The organism is Shimia sp. NS0008-38b, from assembly GCF_040370365.1.
Lineage (GTDB): Bacteria > Pseudomonadota > Alphaproteobacteria > Rhodobacterales > Rhodobacteraceae > Shimia.
Genome location: NZ_BAABWQ010000003.1, coordinates 618485 through 636113 on the forward strand (window position 1 = coordinate 618485; position 17629 = coordinate 636113).

Annotated in this window: 22 protein-coding genes; 9 read left to right on the top strand and 13 right to left on the bottom strand. The window is 53.8% G+C overall.

What is annotated here, in order from left to right; genetic code table 11:
* Nucleotides 1–2: 2 nt before the first annotated feature.
* The 7 genes from ABWV47_RS15175 (at nucleotide 3) to ABWV47_RS15205 (ending at nucleotide 5005) form a co-directional block, all read left to right on the top strand.
* On the top strand, nucleotides 3–524 hold the full coding sequence (locus ABWV47_RS15175) for an SH3 domain-containing protein (RefSeq protein ID WP_353313277.1): 522 nt from the start codon (nucleotides 3–5) through the stop codon (nucleotides 522–524).
* 315 nt (nucleotides 525–839) lie between these two features.
* Nucleotides 840–1328 carry a bacterioferritin gene (gene bfr / locus ABWV47_RS15180; RefSeq protein ID WP_353313279.1) on the top strand — a complete coding sequence of 163 codons (489 nt, stop codon included), beginning with the start codon at nucleotides 840–842 and terminating at the stop codon, nucleotides 1326–1328.
* Between the two features lie 29 nt (nucleotides 1329–1357).
* Nucleotides 1358–2191, top strand: a complete 834-nt coding sequence (locus ABWV47_RS15185) for an SDR family NAD(P)-dependent oxidoreductase (RefSeq protein WP_353313281.1) — start codon at nucleotides 1358–1360, stop codon at nucleotides 2189–2191.
* 82 nt (nucleotides 2192–2273) lie between these two features.
* On the top strand, nucleotides 2274–2468 hold the full coding sequence (locus ABWV47_RS15190) for a twin transmembrane helix small protein (RefSeq protein ID WP_353313283.1): 195 nt from the start codon (nucleotides 2274–2276) through the stop codon (nucleotides 2466–2468).
* Between the two features lie 10 nt (nucleotides 2469–2478).
* The gene (locus ABWV47_RS15195) at nucleotides 2479–3051 is read left to right on the top strand and encodes a cob(I)yrinic acid a,c-diamide adenosyltransferase (RefSeq protein ID WP_353313284.1); all 573 of its coding nucleotides are present in this window, start codon (nucleotides 2479–2481) and stop codon (nucleotides 3049–3051) included.
* A gap of 266 nt (nucleotides 3052–3317) precedes the next feature.
* Nucleotides 3318–4076: an electron transfer flavoprotein subunit beta/FixA family protein gene (locus ABWV47_RS15200; protein ID WP_353313285.1), complete on the top strand. Its 759-nt coding sequence runs from the start codon at nucleotides 3318–3320 to the stop codon at nucleotides 4074–4076.
* Nucleotides 4076–5005 carry an electron transfer flavoprotein subunit alpha/FixB family protein gene (locus tag ABWV47_RS15205; protein WP_353313287.1) on the top strand — a complete coding sequence of 310 codons (930 nt, stop codon included), beginning with the start codon at nucleotides 4076–4078 and terminating at the stop codon, nucleotides 5003–5005. The genes ABWV47_RS15200 and ABWV47_RS15205 overlap by 1 nt, the downstream gene beginning before the upstream one ends.
* Before the next feature lie 80 nt (nucleotides 5006–5085).
* On the opposite strand, the gene ABWV47_RS15210 is transcribed toward ABWV47_RS15205, so the two are convergent.
* Nucleotides 5086–5913, bottom strand: a complete 828-nt coding sequence (locus ABWV47_RS15210; protein WP_353313289.1) for a DUF6473 family protein — start codon at nucleotides 5911–5913, stop codon at nucleotides 5086–5088.
* A gap of 158 nt (nucleotides 5914–6071) precedes the next feature.
* On the opposite strand from ABWV47_RS15210, the gene ABWV47_RS15215 reads away from it, so the two are divergent.
* Nucleotides 6072–6947 (top strand): 3-hydroxybutyryl-CoA dehydrogenase, encoded by an 876-nt coding sequence (locus ABWV47_RS15215; RefSeq protein ID WP_353313291.1) that lies wholly within the window; start codon nucleotides 6072–6074, stop codon nucleotides 6945–6947.
* 80 nt (nucleotides 6948–7027) lie between these two features.
* On the opposite strand, the gene ABWV47_RS15220 is transcribed toward ABWV47_RS15215, so the two are convergent.
* Genes ABWV47_RS15220 through ABWV47_RS15250 form a run of 7 tightly spaced genes read right to left on the bottom strand, consistent with a single transcriptional unit; the run spans nucleotide 7028 to nucleotide 12450 of the window.
* Entirely contained in the window at nucleotides 7028–7918 is an 891-nt protein-coding gene (locus ABWV47_RS15220; protein WP_422065579.1) for a lysophospholipid acyltransferase family protein, read from the bottom strand.
* 31 nt (nucleotides 7919–7949) lie between these two features.
* Nucleotides 7950–8228 carry an HPr family phosphocarrier protein gene (locus ABWV47_RS15225; protein WP_353313293.1) on the bottom strand — a complete coding sequence of 93 codons (279 nt, stop codon included), beginning with the start codon at nucleotides 8226–8228 and terminating at the stop codon, nucleotides 7950–7952.
* Nucleotides 8229–8232: 4 nt separating this feature from the next.
* A complete protein-coding gene (locus ABWV47_RS15230; protein ID WP_353313295.1) occupies nucleotides 8233–8625 on the bottom strand; it encodes a PTS sugar transporter subunit IIA in 393 nt (130 codons plus the stop codon).
* Nucleotides 8622–9554 (bottom strand): RNase adapter RapZ, encoded by a 933-nt coding sequence (gene rapZ, locus ABWV47_RS15235; RefSeq protein ID WP_353313297.1) that lies wholly within the window; start codon nucleotides 9552–9554, stop codon nucleotides 8622–8624. The genes ABWV47_RS15230 and rapZ overlap by 4 nt, the downstream gene beginning before the upstream one ends.
* Nucleotides 9555–10025, bottom strand: coding sequence for an HPr kinase/phosphorylase (locus ABWV47_RS15240; protein ID WP_353313299.1), 471 nt, complete (start codon nucleotides 10023–10025; stop codon nucleotides 9555–9557).
* Nucleotides 10026–10029: 4 nt separating this feature from the next.
* Nucleotides 10030–11715 carry a sensor N-terminal transmembrane domain-containing protein gene (locus ABWV47_RS15245; RefSeq protein ID WP_353313301.1) on the bottom strand — a complete coding sequence of 562 codons (1686 nt, stop codon included), beginning with the start codon at nucleotides 11713–11715 and terminating at the stop codon, nucleotides 10030–10032.
* A gap of 33 nt (nucleotides 11716–11748) precedes the next feature.
* Complete coding sequence (locus ABWV47_RS15250; protein ID WP_353313303.1) at nucleotides 11749–12450, bottom strand: response regulator transcription factor; 702 nt, start codon at nucleotides 12448–12450, stop codon at nucleotides 11749–11751.
* A 376-nt stretch (nucleotides 12451–12826) separates the two neighbouring features.
* On the opposite strand from ABWV47_RS15250, the gene ABWV47_RS15255 reads away from it, so the two are divergent.
* Nucleotides 12827–14425, top strand: a complete 1599-nt coding sequence (locus tag ABWV47_RS15255) for a phosphoenolpyruvate carboxykinase (RefSeq protein ID WP_353313305.1) — start codon at nucleotides 12827–12829, stop codon at nucleotides 14423–14425.
* A gap of 146 nt (nucleotides 14426–14571) precedes the next feature.
* Here ABWV47_RS15255 and ABWV47_RS15260 read toward each other — a convergent pair whose 3' ends face one another.
* The 5 genes from ABWV47_RS15260 to ABWV47_RS15280 form a co-directional block, all read right to left on the bottom strand.
* Nucleotides 14572–14904 carry a PepSY domain-containing protein gene (locus ABWV47_RS15260; protein WP_353313307.1) on the bottom strand — a complete coding sequence of 111 codons (333 nt, stop codon included), beginning with the start codon at nucleotides 14902–14904 and terminating at the stop codon, nucleotides 14572–14574.
* Nucleotide 14905: 1 nt separating this feature from the next.
* Nucleotides 14906–15520 (bottom strand): protein-methionine-sulfoxide reductase heme-binding subunit MsrQ, encoded by a 615-nt coding sequence (locus ABWV47_RS15265; protein ID WP_353313309.1) that lies wholly within the window; start codon nucleotides 15518–15520, stop codon nucleotides 14906–14908.
* 87 nt (nucleotides 15521–15607) lie between these two features.
* Nucleotides 15608–16141, bottom strand: coding sequence for a luciferase domain-containing protein (locus ABWV47_RS15270; RefSeq protein WP_353313311.1), 534 nt, complete (start codon nucleotides 16139–16141; stop codon nucleotides 15608–15610).
* 145 nt (nucleotides 16142–16286) lie between these two features.
* Complete coding sequence (locus ABWV47_RS15275; RefSeq protein WP_353313313.1) at nucleotides 16287–17054, bottom strand: nuclear transport factor 2 family protein; 768 nt, start codon at nucleotides 17052–17054, stop codon at nucleotides 16287–16289.
* 63 nt (nucleotides 17055–17117) lie between these two features.
* Nucleotides 17118–17609, bottom strand: coding sequence for a nuclear transport factor 2 family protein (locus ABWV47_RS15280; RefSeq protein WP_353313315.1), 492 nt, complete (start codon nucleotides 17607–17609; stop codon nucleotides 17118–17120).
* Nucleotides 17610–17629: the final 20 nt, after the last annotated feature.

The following is a 17629-nucleotide window of genomic DNA, read 5'->3' on the forward strand; positions in this document are numbered from 1 at the left end:
GCGTGCCTGAAGTTACCGCAAAAGCAACACAAGCAGATTCGACTGTGACCTCCCTCACATCTGAGGCCAGCGTGCCAATCGTCAAAGCATCGTTGTCTCACAACACTGCCAACCTCGTAGGCGTGCCGAGTAATGATGCGACGACAGCCAAACCGGTCGTGCAAAACACTGGAGCAGAAATCCTAGTAGCATCTTTGGCAGGTGGGGCTGAGAGCTTCGCAACGCCGGGAGCGCCACTTTTCACAATCACTCCAGCCATAACCACAACTCAAGACGCCACCTTAGAGCTTTCGACAGCCACAAATTCCTCAACAGATCAGCGCATCGTGCGAGGATCGCGCGTGAACATGCGTGGCGGGCCCGGTACGTCATTCGGCGTCATTACGGTTTTGACCCAAGGCCAAGAGGTCCAAGTGCTTCGAGAAAGCGGCGGTTGGGTCAAACTCAAAGAGACCACGAGCGGAAGAATTGGGTGGATGTCGGCAAAAATGCTGATGCCCCAGCAAGCCACGTCAGAAAATTAGAGCATTTTAGTCAGGATTGACATCCTGACTAAAATAATCAATTACCGTCTCACATCAAAAGAGACGGCCTAATGATTGTATGCCATTGCCAAACCATCCGTGACCACGAAGTTCACGCCGCAATCAATTGGATGCGGGCCGCAGATGAGTCCGCGATCATTACACCCGGAAAAATCTACCATGCCCTTGGCAAAACGCCCGAATGTGGCGGCTGCATGAAGCTTTTTGTTGCCAAGATGCGCGAGAACCCTAATCTGGAGGTTCCAGCAGAGCTTCGCGGTTTACGAAGCGCGCCATCCAGAAGGAATATGTGTGATGAAGGGCGATCCAAAAGTCATCGAGTATCTCAACAAAGCATTGCGCGTTGAACTCACTGCGGTCAGCCAGTTTTGGCTGCACTACCGACTTCAGAAAGACTGGGGTTACGGTAAGTTGGCCAAAAAGATGCGCGAAGAGAGCATCGAAGAAATGGAACACGCCGACAAGCTGATCGACCGTATCATCTTTCTGGAAGGCCACCCAAACTTGCAAACGCTAGACGCTCTCCGCATTGGAGAGAATGTGCGTGAAACGCTTGCATGCGATTTGGAAGCGGAAATGGAAGCCGTAGCGTTGTATTCCGAAGCCCGCAAATTCTGTGCGGACGTAGGTGACTTTGCGTCCATGGGGCTCTTCGAAGAGCTCATAAATGATGAACAAGGACACATAGATTTCCTTGAAACACAGCTTGAGTTGCATGACACAATTGGTGCTCAAAACTATGGACAACTCAATGCCGAAAGCGCCGACGAAGTCGACGACTAAGCTCTAACAACTGGGCAGCCTACGATCGTATGACAAACAAGACCCTGTTGATCACGGGCTGCTCTAGCGGCATTGGTCTGGAATCGGCGCGCCACATGCGCGCTCGAGGCTGGCGCGTATTTGCAAGCTGCCGCGCACAAGCGGACTGCGACCGCCTTATCGCCGAGGGCTTTGAGAGCCCACAAATCGACTACAGCGTGCCAGAAACGATCCGTGATGGGCTCGACAGCGTGCTCGCAGCAACCGGCGGCACACTTCATGGGCTTTTTAACAACGGCGCGCGCGGGTTGCCCGGTGCGATCGAGGACCTACCAGCTGCTGGGCTGCGCAGCCTGCTGGAAAGCAATCTGATTGGATGGCACGACCTGACACAAAAGGTGCTTCCGGTGATGCGCAGACAGGGCCATGGCCGTGTCGTCAACAACTCCTCGGTGTTGGGCTATGTGTCGATGCGTTATCGCGGTGCATATGTCGCCTCAAAATTCGCTCTGGAAGGCTGGAGCGACTGTTTGCGTATCGAAATGCGCGACACGCCGATCCACGTCAGCCTGATTGAGCCAGGGCCGATCACATCTGAGATGCGGCGCAACAATGCCCGACAGTTTTTTCAATGGATCCAATGGGAGTCTTCCCCCCATGCGGAGAATTACCGAACTGGTCTGGTCAAACGGTTTTCAGAAGACAAGTCTGACCCAGACCCATTCGAGCTTCCCGCAGAAGCCGTTTGCAAGAAACTTGTCCAAGCGCTGGAGGCGCCGCGCCCGCGACCACGCTATCGCGTCACAACTCCAGCACACGCCATGAACGTTCTAAAGCGCGCTTTGCCAACAAATCTCATGGATTGGGTCATCTCAAAGGGCTGACCCTTCGTATTGGCAATTGAGGTTCAACTTTGCGCATGATGGGTCTACTACCTATTGCAACACAGACCAACGGAGCAGACTTATGGCCAACGATCCCCTTTTTTGGGTAGCTGCAATCGCATGTATTGGCGTGTTGATCATCTTGATGATCGGCGTCGGTGGATTTGCCAAAGGTGGCGAATTCAACCGAAAGTATGCCAATAAGATCATGCGACTGCGTATCGCCGCGCAGTTCTTCGCGGTTCTGCTAATCCTTGCATTTGTTTGGCTGCGATAGGAGACACATGATGGTTGTTCTCAATAAGATATACACCCGCACTGGCGATAAAGGCACCACCGCTCTTGGCAACGGAGAACGGGTCGCCAAATATGATACGCGTGTCACAGCCTATGGGACATCAGATGAGCTCAACGCCTTTGTCGGAGTTGCCCGTCTGAGTGCAACCGGCGAAATGGACACCGCTTTGATGCGCATTCAAAACGACTTGTTTGATTTGGGCGCTGACCTGTGTCGTCCAGATATGGCCAAAGACGCGGATGCAGAATATCCCCCTTTGCGCATGGCAGCGCGACAAGTGAGCCGACTCGAAGAAGAAATTGATGTGATGAATGCGAACCTGCAACCATTGCGTAGCTTTGTGCTTCCAGGGGGGGCTGCCCTCGCCGCGCACCTCCATGTCTGCCGCACAGTGGCGCGGCGCGCGGAGCGATTGACCGTGGAGCTCTCGCAATCCGAGGACATCAACATCAACGCAGTGACGTATTTGAACCGACTTAGTGATTGGTTCTTCGTGGCGTCTCGCGCAGCCAACAACAATGGTCAAGACGATGTGCTCTGGGTACCCGGTGCCAACCGTTGACTTGACCGTGCGAATCGCTGTCACGGGGCGAAACCAACTGATTGCGCTAACGAACAGGGTGACGCAATCCGCCCTTACGTAACTTTTCTGCATCGCGGAAACATTCCTGCAAAGAACGTAGCGTGAATTTGGCGATACGCGACGTCCAAGCGGCAAAACATGACGATTTTTCTCTGTTTCACCTGCCTCTGAATATATATCAACGCGGTGAGAGCATTCGACGAGCTGCGCCTGCAGCTTAACAAACTTTAAGGAGTCCTACGCCCATGAAGGTACTTGTGCCTGTCAAGCGCGTGATTGACTACAACGTGAAAGTCCGTGTGAAAGCGGACGGGACCGGTGTTGATCTCGCCAATGTAAAAATGTCGATGAACCCATTTGACGAAATTGCCGTCGAAGAGGCCATCCGCCTGAAAGAGGCCGGTAAGGCGGACGAGGTTATCGCTGTTTCCATCGGCGTAAAGCAAGCTCAGGAGACGCTGCGCACCGCGTTGGCAATGGGCGCTGACCGCGCCATCCTGGTTGTTGCATCTGACGACGTACACCAAGATATCGAGCCTCTGGCTGTTGCTAAAATCCTCGCCAAAGTCGTGGAAGAAGAGCAGCCCGGAGTCGTGCTCTGCGGCAAGCAGGCCATCGACAATGACATGAATGCAACCGGACAGATGCTGTCTGCATTGCTGGGTTGGTCACAAGCGACGTTTGCGTCTGAAGTGGACATCGATGGCGACACCGCCGTTGTGACCCGCGAAGTGGATGGCGGCCTGCAGACCATCAAGGTCTCCACTCCGACCATCATCTCGGTCGACCTGCGTCTGAACGAGCCACGCTATGCGTCTCTGCCAAACATCATGAAAGCCAAGCGTAAGCCGCTGGACGAGAAAACGGCAGCAGACTACGGCGTAGACGTAACGCCTCGTTTGGAAATTGTGAAAACCTCTGAGCCATCTGAGCGCGCTGCAGGTATCATCGTCGGCTCTGTTGATGAGCTGGTTGAGAAACTCAAAGAAGCGGGGGCTGTGTAATGGCTGTTCTTCTTCTCGCAGAAGTAACCAATGGTGAACTGGCGCTTGACGCCACCGCCAAAGCTGTCGCCGCTTCCAAAGCATTGGGCGATGTAACTGTTCTGGCCGCCGGCGCATCTGCTGCCGCTGCAGGCGAAGCCGCCGCAAAGATTGATGGTGTTGCCAAAGTTCTTGTAGCCGAAGACGCCTCGCTGGGTCACCGCTTGGCCGAGCCAACGGCCGCTCTGATTGTATCGCTTGCGGACGACTACAGCCACATCGTTGCACCAGCCACCACCGACGCCAAAAACGTTATGCCCCGAGTGGCAGCGCTGTTGGACGTGATGGTGTTGTCTGAGGTAACCGCTGTTGTGGATGCCGACACATTTGAGCGTCCAATCTACGCCGGCAACGCTATCCAGACCGTCAAATCGTCCGACGCCAAGAAGGTGATCACCTTCCGTACATCTACCTTTGACGCAGCTGGCGAAGGCGGCTCTGCATCTGTCGAAACCATCAGCGCTGCGGAAAACCCAAGCCTGTCTGAGTGGGTTGAAGACAAGGTCGCGGAAAGCGACCGGCCTGAGTTAACCTCTGCTGGCATCGTTGTGTCAGGCGGCCGCGGTGTTGGCTCTGAGGAAGACTTCAAAATCATCGAGGCACTGGCCGACAAGCTGGGAGCCGCCGTTGGTGCGTCTCGGGCCGCGGTTGACTCTGGCTACGCGCCCAACGACTGGCAGGTTGGTCAAACTGGCAAGGTCGTTGCTCCTGAGCTGTACATCGCCGCAGGTATCTCCGGCGCCATTCAGCACCTCGCGGGTATGAAGGATTCCAAGATCATCGTAGCGATCAACAAAGACGAAGAAGCGCCAATTTTCCAAGTGGCAGACTTTGGTCTGGTGGCTGACCTGTTTGACGCGGTTCCTGCGTTGACCGAAAAGCTCGGCTAACACAAACCACGTGTGAAATTTTAAAGGCCCGCCCAATTAGGCGGGCCTTTTTCAGTTCATTAAGCACCTCAACGCGTGATTTACAAAGACGCCTTCAAGGCCCGAGATAGCGCCGTCGCGGTTTCAACATGTGCTTGGACGCCCAGCATTCGCTGTGCGGCAACGCGCTCCAATTCGGTAAACTGCATGCCCTCGATGCCTTGCGAAACCGCCTTGTCGCTGACCACAACCTCAACCACATCTTCAACCAAAGGGCGCAATTCTTCGATCATCAAACGATCAACAAACAGCGGATCGGCACCAAGTCCGCTGGTCCCCAAAGCTGTCTCAGGTGCGTGATCTGCCATCCAAAGCAACACAACTTTCCCCCCGATGGTGTTCAGCAACAACTTCATGCGTGCGCTCCACGCCATACGCAGTTCGTCCCGCACCATCGCATAGCGGTCAGGGGTGCGAGCGCATAGCGTGCCAAGCATGTGTCGGGTGAAATGGAATTCACTAAAGTCAACTTCGTTGAAAACCATCTGCATCATGTTGGAGGCGCCAATAAACCGATCATTACGACGGGGGTGCACTTTGTAGTACCGGTTGGACATATTCTGCGCGCCCATGATCTGAATAACCGTCAGTTCGGACTTTTGCGCAATTTCCAAAACAGAGGGCTCCGCCAGAAAGGCATCAATGCCTGCGTTCACATATCCCAAGTTCACACAGCCCAAATCCAACGTGTCCTCAAGAATTTCCACAAATGGCTGTGGTATGAATTTTCCGTAGGTTTCAGTTCCCCCCAGGAACGCCACATACGGTTTGGATAGGCTCTTCTGAGGTCCACGGAATGTCAGCCGCGACTCTCCATATTGGCATGGCTCATAATTGAGCTCATCGCCAACCATCTTTTCGTAAGACATTTTCTCACCCTAATTTTCTCACCCATCTAAGAGAATCGCGCAAAGGCCTTGCGAAAAAGCTAATGGCGGCCTTTGTCATAACTTTTAGGAACCTCCCCCTCTTGCGGCCTGACCGTTGCCGGGCATAAGGTCAGCGAAACGTCGAGAGGGTTAAATACATGGACATCAAGACAATTGGGGTCGTCGGTGCGGGCCAAATGGGAAATGGCATTGCACATGTTATGGCCGTGTCTGGATTTGATGTGCTTTTGAATGATATCAGCCAAGACGCTTTGGATGCGGCGGTGGCACGAATCGACAAAAACCTGGAACGCCAAGTCAGCCGTGAGAAGATCTCAGTCACCGAAAAAGCGGATGCCATGGCACGGATCGACACCACGCTCGAGCTGCCCGCACTTGGGACCACCGATTTGGTCATTGAGGCCGCCACTGAACGCGAAGAGATCAAACACCAAATTTTTGACACGCTCAAACCGCATGTGGGCCCAGACACGATCCTGACATCCAACACCTCTTCGATTTCGATCACCCGTTTGGCCAGCCGCACGAACCATCCCGAACGGTTTATGGGCTTTCATTTTATGAACCCCGTGCCGGTGATGCAGCTGGTGGAATTGATCCGCGGTATTGCGACTGATGAGGCCACCTATCAGACATGCTTAGGAATTGTTGAGCGTTTGGGAAAAACCGCCGCAAGCGCCGAGGACTTTCCTGCCTTCATTGTAAACCGAATTCTGATTCCGATGATCAACGAAGCTTGCTACACGCTCTACGAAGGCGTCGGCAATGTGGCCTCAATAGACAACGCGATGAAATTGGGCGCAAACCATCCCATGGGCCCGCTCGAACTGGCAGACTTCATTGGATTGGACACATGTTTGGCGATCATGAATGTCTTGCATGACGGATTGGCAGATACCAAGTACCGTCCCTGCCCACTGCTCACCAAATATGTCGAAGCTGGGTGGCTTGGACGCAAAACCAAACGCGGATTTTATGACTATCGTGGAGAAACACCGCTGCCAACCCGGTGACTGGGCGTCGGGAAGCAAAGCAATGTCTCGAAGAAAACCGCAGTCGCTTTGAATTGGCACCTAGATCCCGCGTAGGAAGCTCAATCCGCGCTCTTGCCAAGGTCCAATGTATGCTTGCGCAGCCAAGCCATAAAACCGCGCGGATCACTGTGCAGTTGTTGCATCTGCTCTTCGGTGAGTGGCTCGCCAACAACTGGTTTTTGCGGCCTGTGGCACGAACGCACAATTTCATGCAGCAGAAGCCCCTGACGTAAGATCGGGGACAATTTGTTGGCAATTTGATACGCGCGACTATTTTGCCCTGGATAGAAAATTGGCACCACGCGCGCGCCCGAACGGCGGATAAGCTGTGCCGTGAATACGTTCCATTCCTGCTCTATGGCAGGGCCAAACCAAGTGTCAGAACTCATCACCACACCAGACGGGAACAGCGCGACAACGCCACCCTCCTTAAGATGCGCCATCGTTTTACTGCGCATCTCGACCATCTTGCGTTGCGCATCCGGATCGTGGGGGAATGGCACCGGGATCATAAAGCTAGAAGCTGCCTCATCCAAACCGGTCAGCACAGAACGCGTCAGGATACGATAGTCCTGCCGGCGCCGGCCGATCAGATCCGCAAAAATCATTCCGTCAACCATACCGTGTGGGTGATTGGCAACCACCACCACAGGACCTTCTGTTGGGATATTCTCCAACTGGTCTTGTGGCGTCTGAAGTTCTATCCCCATCACATTGAGCGCCCCGCGCCAGAATTTCTGGCCGCGGTATTTTTCATTGTTGCCTTCAAACTTTTTGACCATCCGAAGTATGGTCAGCTTTCCGGTCAACCACTCAATCGCCCGGATCGCAAAAGAGGTCCAACGATCATCGAACGAGTTGGCATAGGTCAGCGTGCGGCGGTCGTAGATCTGACCTTCCGTGTCGCTTGCAGGTGCTTTGACCTGCGCCTCTGGCACCGTATCTACCAAATTTTCATTCCCGTCTCGCAACAATCCGCCTTTAGAAGCCTTCACCGAACTTGTCTGCGACAAGCGCCTCAATGGCATCAGCCAAGGCCCGTGCATCTGGCCCGCTGGTTTCAACGTCGATGCTTGTGCCTTTGGAAGCCGCCAGCATCAGCAAACCCATAATACTGTCGCCGCCTGCACTCAAGCCATCCTTTGCCACTTGCGCCGTTGCGTCAAAACCTTCTGCAACTTCGACCAGTTTGGCGGACGCCCGAGCATGTAGGCCTTTTTCGTTCACGATCTGCATCGTACGTTGGACAAGCTCGCTCATGTATCTACCCTGTTTGAATATTTTGGCTGTCAATATACTTGCGACCAGCTTCCAGAGCAGCCCGAACAGCATCTGTAACCGCCAAATGGCGACTTTTGGCCAATTTGATCAACATAGGCAAATTTGCACCATAAAGAATACGACGATTGGAAGGCGCACAGGCCCGCAAACTCAAATTTGATGGCGATCCCCCGAACATATCAGTCACGATCACAACGCCATCGCCCTGATCTACGCTATCTGCCGCTTCGCAAATTTCACGCTGTTTTTGTGGGCGATCATGATCGGCTTCGATCGTGATCGCTTGCACACCACCCTGCGCGCCCACAACATGTTCCATGGCGGCCAGGTATTCCTTGGCCAGCCCGCCATGCGCCACGATCACTATCCCGATCAAGCTGTTTGTTCCCCATCTTCTGTGCTGGCCGAAGAACGTCCTGAGATAGACGCAAACCGGTTAAGCTCGCGGTGCCTTATAGACACCTGCCAGCCCCTGTTTGCAAGGGATTCGGCCATCTTCTCCGTCACAAAGACGGATCGATGTTTCCCCCCGGTACATCCAAACGCAATCAATAGATGGGTGCGACCCTCCCGTATGTATCCTGGCAACACACCATCAACCATTGCCTTCAGATGCTCCATAAAGGGCGCAAACCCCGGGTCTTGCGACACGTAATCCCCGACCAATGCATCGCCACCATCCATGTCGCGCAATTCAGATCGCCAATGTGGATTGTGAAGAAACCGGCAATCCATCACCATATCCGCGCCTTGAGGTAGACCACGTTTGTAGCTGAAGGACTGCACCGTGATGCCAATTTCCTGACCTTGCAACGGGGCAAAACGTGTCGACACAGCGTGGCGCAGATCGTGTGGAGAAAGTTCGGAGGTATCGATCAAAACATCTGCGTGAGCTTGAACCCCGTGCAACAAAGACAGTTCTCGCTGAATACCTTCTGTAGGGTCTTCCTGCCGCGCCATTGGGTGATTGCGACGTGTTTCATTGTACCGCCGCCGCAGCACATCTGCACGGCAATCAAGATATAGAAGTTCCGCCATGGTGTTCGGCATCGCGTCAGCCAATTCCATCGCCGCTAACAGCGCTTCAGGGGAGAAGTCGCGATTCCGAACATCTAGGCCAAGAGCCATGGGCTGCTTTAAGGCTTGGCCAGACAAAAGCCGATGCAAGAGGCCCAACGGCAGGTTGTCGATGGTTTCATAGCCGGCATCCTCCAAAGCTTTGATAGCTGTAGAACGTCCGGCTCCCGACGGGCCTGTGAGCAGCACAAGAGGGATTTTGGCGTCCGACGCAGGCACATCCGGCATTTAGGCGTTCCTTCCATGACGCAAACACTGCAGCACAGCAGCAGCAAAATAGGGAGCCTCCGTTCCCAACAACAAAGGCAGAGCGCTCTCCAAAATGCGCGCTTCACGAGGGTGCGGAAGTCGGTCTTGTTCGGTTTCGTCTAGATCCACCACAAGATGCAAACGCGCATTAGACACGGGCGACGCTTGTAAAATACCAACTCCTCGGGCCTCAATCAGACCCCGTGTTGTCTCTGGAGCAGACACATACAAATCACCTCCAAACCGCCGCACGACGGTTTGATCATCGGCCACCAACTCCGCTCCATAGGCCATCAATTGAAGGGCTAGTGCGGATTTTCCTGTACCTGACGCTCCACGGATCAGCACAGCGCGCCCATCGTGCGCGACACAGGACCCGTGTAACAACGTTTCATCGTCTGCGACTGCGTTTGACTGAGAGGCTGAAAACAAATCCCGGCCCAAACTCATGTCATTACACCGGCAAACCGACAACAAAACGGGCACCTAGAGGCTCTGAAGTAACATCCGCATCGGTTGGCCGGATATTCTCAGCCCAAATCACGCCGCCATGCGCTTCCACGATTTGCTTGGATATTGCGAGCCCGAGGCCAGAGTTGTTGCCAAATTGTGATTCCGGGCGATGCGAATAGAACCGATTGAAGATTTTGTTCAACGCCTGCTCAGGAATGCCGGGACCAGTGTCCTCTACGACCACAAGCACACGATTCTCACGCTTCCGCGCCCAGACTCGGATTGCATCACCTTCCTCACAAAAGCTGATGGCGTTGGTGATCAAGTTTACAAACACCTGCGCAAGTCGCGCTTCCAAACCATTAATTTCAATCGGTTGGTCCGGGAGATCCGAAATGAAATCAATGCCCTTGGTTTTCGCATCTTCACTTAAATACTGATTGAGGTTTCCAATCATCGACATCAGGTCGAAATTCTCTTCTTCCTCTTTGACCAATTCACTGTCGAGACGCGACGCATTGGAAATGTCACTCACCAAACGGTCAAGACGACGTACATCATGCTCAATCACATTGAGCAGCTTTTCACGATGCTCTTCTTTTTTAACCATACGCAGCGACCCAACTGCTGATCTTAGCGAGGCAAGTGGGTTTTTAATCTCATGGGCGACATCGGCCGCAAACTGTTCGTTGCTATCGATCCGCTCATAAAGTGCCGACACCATACCGCGCAAAGCTCCGGACAGCCGGCCAATCTCATCGGGTCGCGCCGTGAGGTCGGGAATACGCACCCGCCCTGGGTTCACTTTGCGACTGTCGCTGTCGCGCCCCAATTCGGCCGCGGCGGCCAAGTCAGAAAGTGGGTTAGAAATCGTGGATGCCAACACCATAGACAGGCCCACAGAAACAACCGTGGCAATCAGAAACATCTGTAAGACGCGTTCGCGTTCGGAACTCACCATTTGATCCAGTTCACCTGATGCACTGGTCAAAACCACCGCACCGATCACACTATTCCCCTGCATGATAGGAACCGCCATAGCGAAGATACGATCGCCAGATGCGTCTGTGAGCGTGGCAAGTTTCTCCATACCTGAGAGAGCATCGGCGGCCAGCGTTTTCAGCTGTTCACCTAAGCCTGGAACAGAAGTCTGCGTAGTGTCATCAGGGCCCGCGATCGCCTCCCAGATTTTACTGAGTGTAGATGTCAACGGCGTACCGTCAGGGCGCTCTGCAAAAGCGGCGGCAGCGTCAGCGGAAGCCACCCCCTCTTTTTGACCAACCACGGAGGGCGAGACATCAAACACAGCGACACTTGTACCTGTCTGCAAAGGCAGCTTGTCCAAGGTTTCCGCCACATCCACACCGTCACCGGTCACCAGATTCACCGGCGCTCCAGCGGGCAACTGCGCTTCAAACGCACCGGCGATCAGACGGGCTTCCGTCACGAGACCAGCCGCCCGTTGGACGGCAAAGCTGTCACGCGCACTGTTTAAATACAAAATACCAGCAACCAGCACGCATAGCGCAATCAGGTTGAAAGTGATGATTTTTCGGGTCAGCGGGGACTTTGAAAGCGGCAAAAGCCGACGGCGTTCGCGTCGGCCTTGCAGCTCTTTCTGGACGTTGGCTTCCGGTGCGACCCAATCATCGCCCAAAACAACATCCCCATCCCTCCCTTGGGCCATGTCCTGCACGTTGGTCCTTCCGGCCTTGCGTCGTTACTCTTCGTTGTATCTATAGCCGATGCCATAGAGCGTCTCAATCGCAGAGAAGTCCCGGTCAACTGTCCGCATCTTCTTGCGCAAGCGTTTGATGTGGCTGTCGATTGTCCTGTCATCTACGTAGACCTGATCATCGTAGGCCACATCCATCAACTGATCACGACTCTTCACAAAGCCGGGGCGTTGCGCAAGAGCTTGAAGCAGCAGGAATTCGGTGACTGTCAATGTCACATCCTGACCTTTCCAGCTGACCGAGTGGCGCAGCGGGTCCATGGTCAGCTCACCGCGTTCAATGATTTTGGTTTCTTCTGTATCGCCAACGATATCACCGTCTACCGCTTCCTGGCGGCGCAACAACGCGCGAATACGCTCCACCAACAAACGCTGGGAAAATGGCTTTTTGACATAGTCATCCGCCCCCATACGCAGACCGAGCACTTCGTCGATCTCATCGTCTTTAGAGGTCAGGAAAATCACGGGCATGCTGGTTTTCTGTCGCAAACGCTGCAACAAATCCATGCCGTCCATACGGGGCATTTTAATGTCCAATACGGCCATATCTGGCAATTTTTTATTAAATGCGTCCAGCGCTTGCTGGCCGTCATTGTAGGTCTCGACTTCAAAACCCTCTGCCTCAAGGGTGATGGAAACTGACGTCAGGATATTCCTGTCGTCATCCACAAGGGCTATTTTCGACATCGGACGGGTCCTTATGCTGCTCTTATTATGTGCCTGTTTTTTGCAACATTATGCGCATTTCAGGCCCGGGCAATCAATGTAAAAGTGCGATTCGGGTCTCATACCGGACGTATTTAGCCAGAATTTCACTAAGCAATGGCTAAATTGCCTCACTTTCGCCACATCTCTCATCAACGGCTTTCCGATCGGAAAGGCTGATTGCGCTAACCTTCATTTGGTTGCGCTAACTGTGCCAAAGCGTCCTGTTCTTCTTAATAATCGCCATGTTAAGACCGCCCTGTCGCACTTCGGGGTGCGTTGAAACGCAAGAATATTTCGCCCCGAGGACTTTCAAGGAACGCCGCAACAGCACATGCGGTTACAGGAGTGTAAGATAATGACATTTGGACGGGTAAACCCGCAATTCCGCCTGCAAGATCAAGGGATCGAAGGTCTGGGAAATGTCTATTACAACTTTATGGAGCCAGCCCTGATCGAATACGCGCTCAAACGCGACGAGGGCACACTTGGCAACGGCGGAACCTTCCTGGTCAGCACCGGTGAATTCACCGGTCGATCCCCCAAAGATAAATTTACGGTCCGCACGCCTATGACCGAGGATACCATCTGGTGGGAAAACAACGCCCCGATGGAGTCTGACTCATTTGACCGCCTGCACGCCGATATGCTCGAGCATATGAAGGGCGGCGACTACTTTGTCCAAGACCTCACCGCTGGGGCTGATCCAACCCACGCCATAAATGTGCGTGTCGTAAACGAACTGGCCTGGCACAATCTTTTCATCCGCCACTTGCTGCGCCGCCCGGATCGTGATGCGCTGGATCACTTCGTGGCGGACTATACCATCATCAACTGTCCGAGTTTCAAAGCAGACCCAGCCAAACACGGCTGCCGCTCTGAAACTGTGATCGCCGTGAACATCGAGAAGAAGTTGATCCTGATCGGCAACACAGAGTATGCGGGCGAAAACAAGAAATCCGTATTTGGCTTGCTGAACTACCTGTTGCCTGAAAAAGGCATCATGCCGATGCACTGCTCCGCCAACCACGCCAAAGACAACCCGGTCGATGCGGCCATCTTTTTCGGCCTGTCGGGCACCGGCAAGACCACGCTTTCTGCAGACCCAAATCGCACGCTGATCGGCGATGACGAACACGGCTGGTCAGATCGTGGCACCTTCAACTTCGAAGGGGGTTGCTACGCCAAAACCATCGGTCTGAATCCCGAGGCGGAACCTGAAATCTACGCCACCACCCAGATGTTTGGCACTGTGATTGAGAACATGGTCTTTGATGAGCAGACCAAAGAGCTCGACTTTGAGAACAAGAGCCTCACTGAGAACATGCGCTGCGCCTACCCGTTGGACTCGATCCCAAACGCCTCCGACAACGGTTTGGGCGGGCACCCAAAAAACGTGATTATGCTGACGTGTGACGCCTTTGGCATCTTGCCTCCCATTGCGCGGTTGACCCCGGCACAGGCAGAGTACCACTTCCTCTCCGGCTTCACCGCAAAAATGGCGGGCACTGAGCGTGGTTTGACCGAGCCAACCCCGGCCTTCTCCACTTGCTACGGCGCCCCCTTCATGCCACGTCGCCCAGAAGCCTACGGCGCCCTGCTGCGCAACAAGATCGCGGAATTTGGCACCACCTGCTGGCTGGTGAATACCGGCTGGACCGGCGGCGCTTACGGCACCGGTAACCGCATGCCAATCAAGGCCACCCGCGCGCTATTGACCGCCGCACTGGATGGATCTTTGAACCACGTAGAGTTCCGTAAAGACCCCAATTTCGGTTTTGAAGTGCCGGTATCTGTACCGGATGTCGATGACAGCCTGCTCGACCCACGCGGCACATGGGCTGACAAAGAGGCATACGATGCGCAGGCTCAAAAGCTGGTGAACATGTTTGCCGACAATTTTGAGCAATACCTACCATACATCGATGCAGACGTGAAAGCGGCAGCAATCGGCTGAGCCGACAAGTATTTAAGCTAACAGAAGCCCCGGCATTCGCTGGGGCTTTTTAATTTTTGGCCAGACGTCGCGAACGAACAACGCAACTGCAACAATGGCTCAGAAGACCAAGTGCACGCTCAACGAACACTCTACACCGTCCACGTTCATTCACGGACGCAGCGCTGGTCGCTTCCGCTGTTGGCACGAAACAAAATGCGGCCACGTTGTGCGATCAGTTCCGGCGCTCCAGTAACGGGATGAAAGTAGCCCTCAACACGCTTTCCCTCGGGGTTCGTACCGTAGACTTCCCAACACCCCCCGTCTTCTTTCACGAAACGGACCGACCAACCTTTCGCTTCCAATTGCTCGGTAATCTCGGTGTCACTAAGCCACGCGGACTTCTCGGTCGGTTCGCATTTGTGGATGCCAGTTGCCTCGGCGCTGAGCGGCAAACTAAGCAGGACAGACACCGATGCGAGTTTGGTCAATAGGGACATATCATACCTCTTGGATTCTTTGCGATTTTGCGCGGCTGTTGCAATACAAACGGTAGGTTTCCAAAGCCGCGAGCGGCACAAAATGTACAAGCGCCGGGCCCAAATTGTTATGAACAAAGACCCAATGCAGCAAAGTCGCGACTGCCGCGATGTAGACCGTGCGCTGCAGTGGCTTCCAGCGCAGTCCCAGTTTGCGCACAGCGCTATCTGTAGACGTTAGTGCCAGAGGGATGAAGATCAGCATCGCCAACCACCCTGTCCAGATTCCAAGTGCAAAGAACTCATCCAGTATCGCTTGCAAGTTCTTCATGTCGACGACGTAGAGCACCGTATGGAAAAGCGCATAGAAAAACGCCGCCATGCCAAAGTAGCGTCGCCGCTTGATCATCCAGCGAAGAAAGCCAGAGGCCGGAAACAACAGCCGAAGTGGCGTAAGCATCATTGTAATGATCAGAAATCGAGCGCTGAATTCACCAGTCGGGTGCAGCAGCATCTCGGTCAAAGGCACGCCATTAGGACCAGACCCGCCGGACGCCAAAGCCGCAATCATTGGAATTGAGGGCAATGCCAAAACGGCCCAAATGAAATAGCGGTGGTTGAGAGTGTTTCTGACCATTGGCAATCTTTCGAATACGCGTTTCATAGCTAAACGTTTGACCCGGCGGTTTCCGTCGGAGTTTCATAGCGCATTGTTTTGGACCAACTAACGAACAGCTACACCACTCACAAAACTGTACGAAGCTTTGACTAGGTCATAGACAACCTCCAGTTCCTGTTTGTTCTTAGGTGTATAGATCATCACGAATCCCTCCCAGCCGTCGCGCTGCTGCGCCCAAGGGTGCGCAACAGCCCAACCAGCCTCTATCGCCGCCTGAGCAATTTCAGGGGTAAGGCTGGCATGCAGGCTGCCGTCCGGATGAAGGTGCGCAAACTCACGTCCTCCGACAATGACTTCGGGACGCGCCAGAAACATGTCACTTGAGAGCTGGAAGCCAACGGCGCCCGGCAGCGAAACGCGAGTTGCCCCAAGATCAACGCCTGGCAAAGCATCCACACGGCGCAGCAATTCCTCGGATAACTCAGGCTTAGGGAGGACGCCGATTTGGATATGCGGCACGCCACTCGTTGTCTCTGGTTGTGGCCCCTGTCTTTCGGGCAGGGAAAGACCCTGCGCCGATACAGTCGAACTTAGACAGAGCCCTAACAATACTGTCGACAGGCTGCGAAAGTGGGTCATAGCCAACTCCTTTTTTACTTTCTCGTGCGCTTCGCTATCTGATGTTCGCCTGCGGTCACTCCGATCTTCTGGTCGCCGGAAACATATGTGTCTGCCCAAGGCAGGTGCTTTGGCTGACGATCAAAGTCACCTTGGAAATTCACTGTCAGAATTTGCCCGAGTTGCCCCAGGCCTCGCGGGGGCTGATTTCTTCTTCATTCATCCAATGCTCAACGATCTTTCCATGCGCCACGCGATATAGGTCAAAGACAGCGATATCTTTGCCTCGGGCATATCGCTTGCCATAGGTCGCAACGAAATCTCCTTGGCCAACTAGTTGGAACATCATTTCGTATGACCCGGCTTCATCGGATCTTAGCCAGCTCTCGAAACCAACATGCCCGGCTGCAATAGTCGCGCTGTGCTGAATGATATCATCAGCCAGAAAGTCAGAGACTTTGTCAAAGTCACCTTCTTGCCGAACTTGTTTCGTGAATTCGAGAACGAGTGATTTGCTTGCAACCGTGTCGGCATTTATGTCGACTTCTTTGGTTCCCGCAGCCATGCCAGCACCCGAGGCAGTTTCCTCAACGTATGGCGCGATCGTGTCCCAGTGTTCCAAAATCAGGCCATCGGGATCAGTATAAAACAAATCCATCGTGATCCATTTTGCTTCGCCATTGTTTAGCGATTGAAAGGCGCTGCAAAACACCCACGGCCCGTCTTCGAAAATCCGAACGATCTTGATTTCGCGCTTTGGATTGCGTTGAACAAAGGGAACAAAGAATTCTAGGAAGCCTTCGACACCATCTGCAACACCCGTCGAATGCTGTGTGTAGCGATGGCCGGTATTCTTTGTGACGGCTTCACGAATGTTTCCGCCAGCGATACCGTCTAAATAGATATCGCGCACGTTGTCCAAACCTTTTCCCATCAGCACGTCCCCCCGTTTTGTTGCTAGTTGACTGGCGGGCAAGCCTTGCCCGCCAAATGCGCTTTAGCCGTGATAGGCTTTGCTGACGGCAAAACTGTCTTCGAACCAGTTCCACAGAACGACCTTTCCGTCGCTTACTTTGGCGCGCAGAGCGAAAGTGAAATCGCCGATTTCTTTACCGGACTTCGTGGTGATCCCGTTCATATTCCCGAACACCGCCACTGTGTCTCCTGACGCCAAAACGTCTGTGTTTTCCCATTTAGTGGTTTGGAAATTTGCACCAAAGATGGGCAAAAACTTGAAGATCTCTTCTTTGCCGTTCCAGGGACCGATCCATGGGAGGGTTGCGTCACCTTCGTTGTGCCAGACCATGTCATCGGCCATCAGATCGTTCATCGTGCCCATATCGCCCGACCCCATGGCTCCCATGAGTCCCATCACAATGTCCAGCGTGGCTTGACTGGTTTCGTCGATGTCTTGTGCGCCTGCTTTGCTTGCGACGATCAGAGCGAGTGCCGCGCCGATAGAGGTCTTGAGAGCTGTTCTTCGTTGCATACCGTGATCCTTTTTCATGC

Coding starts and splice junctions, on each gene's coding strand:
- ABWV47_RS15200 (WP_353313285.1), top strand. CDS start 3,318: ATGAAGGTACTTGTGCCTGTCAAGCGCGTGATTGACTACAACGTGAAA.
- ABWV47_RS15250 (WP_353313303.1), bottom strand. CDS start 12,450: ATGTCGAAAATAGCCCTTGTGGATGACGACAGGAATATCCTGACGTCA.
- rapZ (WP_353313297.1), bottom strand. CDS start 9,554: ATGCCGGATGTGCCTGCGTCGGACGCCAAAATCCCTCTTGTGCTGCTC.
- ABWV47_RS15205 (WP_353313287.1), top strand. CDS start 4,076: ATGGCTGTTCTTCTTCTCGCAGAAGTAACCAATGGTGAACTGGCGCTT.
- ABWV47_RS15240 (WP_353313299.1), bottom strand. CDS start 10,025: ATGAGTTTGGGCCGGGATTTGTTTTCAGCCTCTCAGTCAAACGCAGTC.
- ABWV47_RS15275 (WP_353313313.1), bottom strand. CDS start 17,054: ATGGGAAAAGGTTTGGACAACGTGCGCGATATCTATTTAGACGGTATC.
- ABWV47_RS15255 (WP_353313305.1), top strand. CDS start 12,827: ATGACATTTGGACGGGTAAACCCGCAATTCCGCCTGCAAGATCAAGGG.
- ABWV47_RS15225 (WP_353313293.1), bottom strand. CDS start 8,228: ATGAGCGAGCTTGTCCAACGTACGATGCAGATCGTGAACGAAAAAGGC.
- ABWV47_RS15280 (WP_353313315.1), bottom strand. CDS start 17,609: ATGCAACGAAGAACAGCTCTCAAGACCTCTATCGGCGCGGCACTCGCT.
- ABWV47_RS15265 (WP_353313309.1), bottom strand. CDS start 15,520: ATGGTCAGAAACACTCTCAACCACCGCTATTTCATTTGGGCCGTTTTG.
- ABWV47_RS15195 (WP_353313284.1), top strand. CDS start 2,479: ATGGTTGTTCTCAATAAGATATACACCCGCACTGGCGATAAAGGCACC.
- ABWV47_RS15210 (WP_353313289.1), bottom strand. CDS start 5,913: ATGTCTTACGAAAAGATGGTTGGCGATGAGCTCAATTATGAGCCATGC.
- ABWV47_RS15270 (WP_353313311.1), bottom strand. CDS start 16,141: ATGACCCACTTTCGCAGCCTGTCGACAGTATTGTTAGGGCTCTGTCTA.
- ABWV47_RS15190 (WP_353313283.1), top strand. CDS start 2,274: ATGGCCAACGATCCCCTTTTTTGGGTAGCTGCAATCGCATGTATTGGC.
- ABWV47_RS15215 (WP_353313291.1), top strand. CDS start 6,072: ATGGACATCAAGACAATTGGGGTCGTCGGTGCGGGCCAAATGGGAAAT.
- ABWV47_RS15245 (WP_353313301.1), bottom strand. CDS start 11,715: ATGGCCCAAGGGAGGGATGGGGATGTTGTTTTGGGCGATGATTGGGTC.
- ABWV47_RS15185 (WP_353313281.1), top strand. CDS start 1,358: ATGACAAACAAGACCCTGTTGATCACGGGCTGCTCTAGCGGCATTGGT.
- ABWV47_RS15260 (WP_353313307.1), bottom strand. CDS start 14,904: ATGTCCCTATTGACCAAACTCGCATCGGTGTCTGTCCTGCTTAGTTTG.
- bfr (WP_353313279.1), top strand. CDS start 840: ATGAAGGGCGATCCAAAAGTCATCGAGTATCTCAACAAAGCATTGCGC.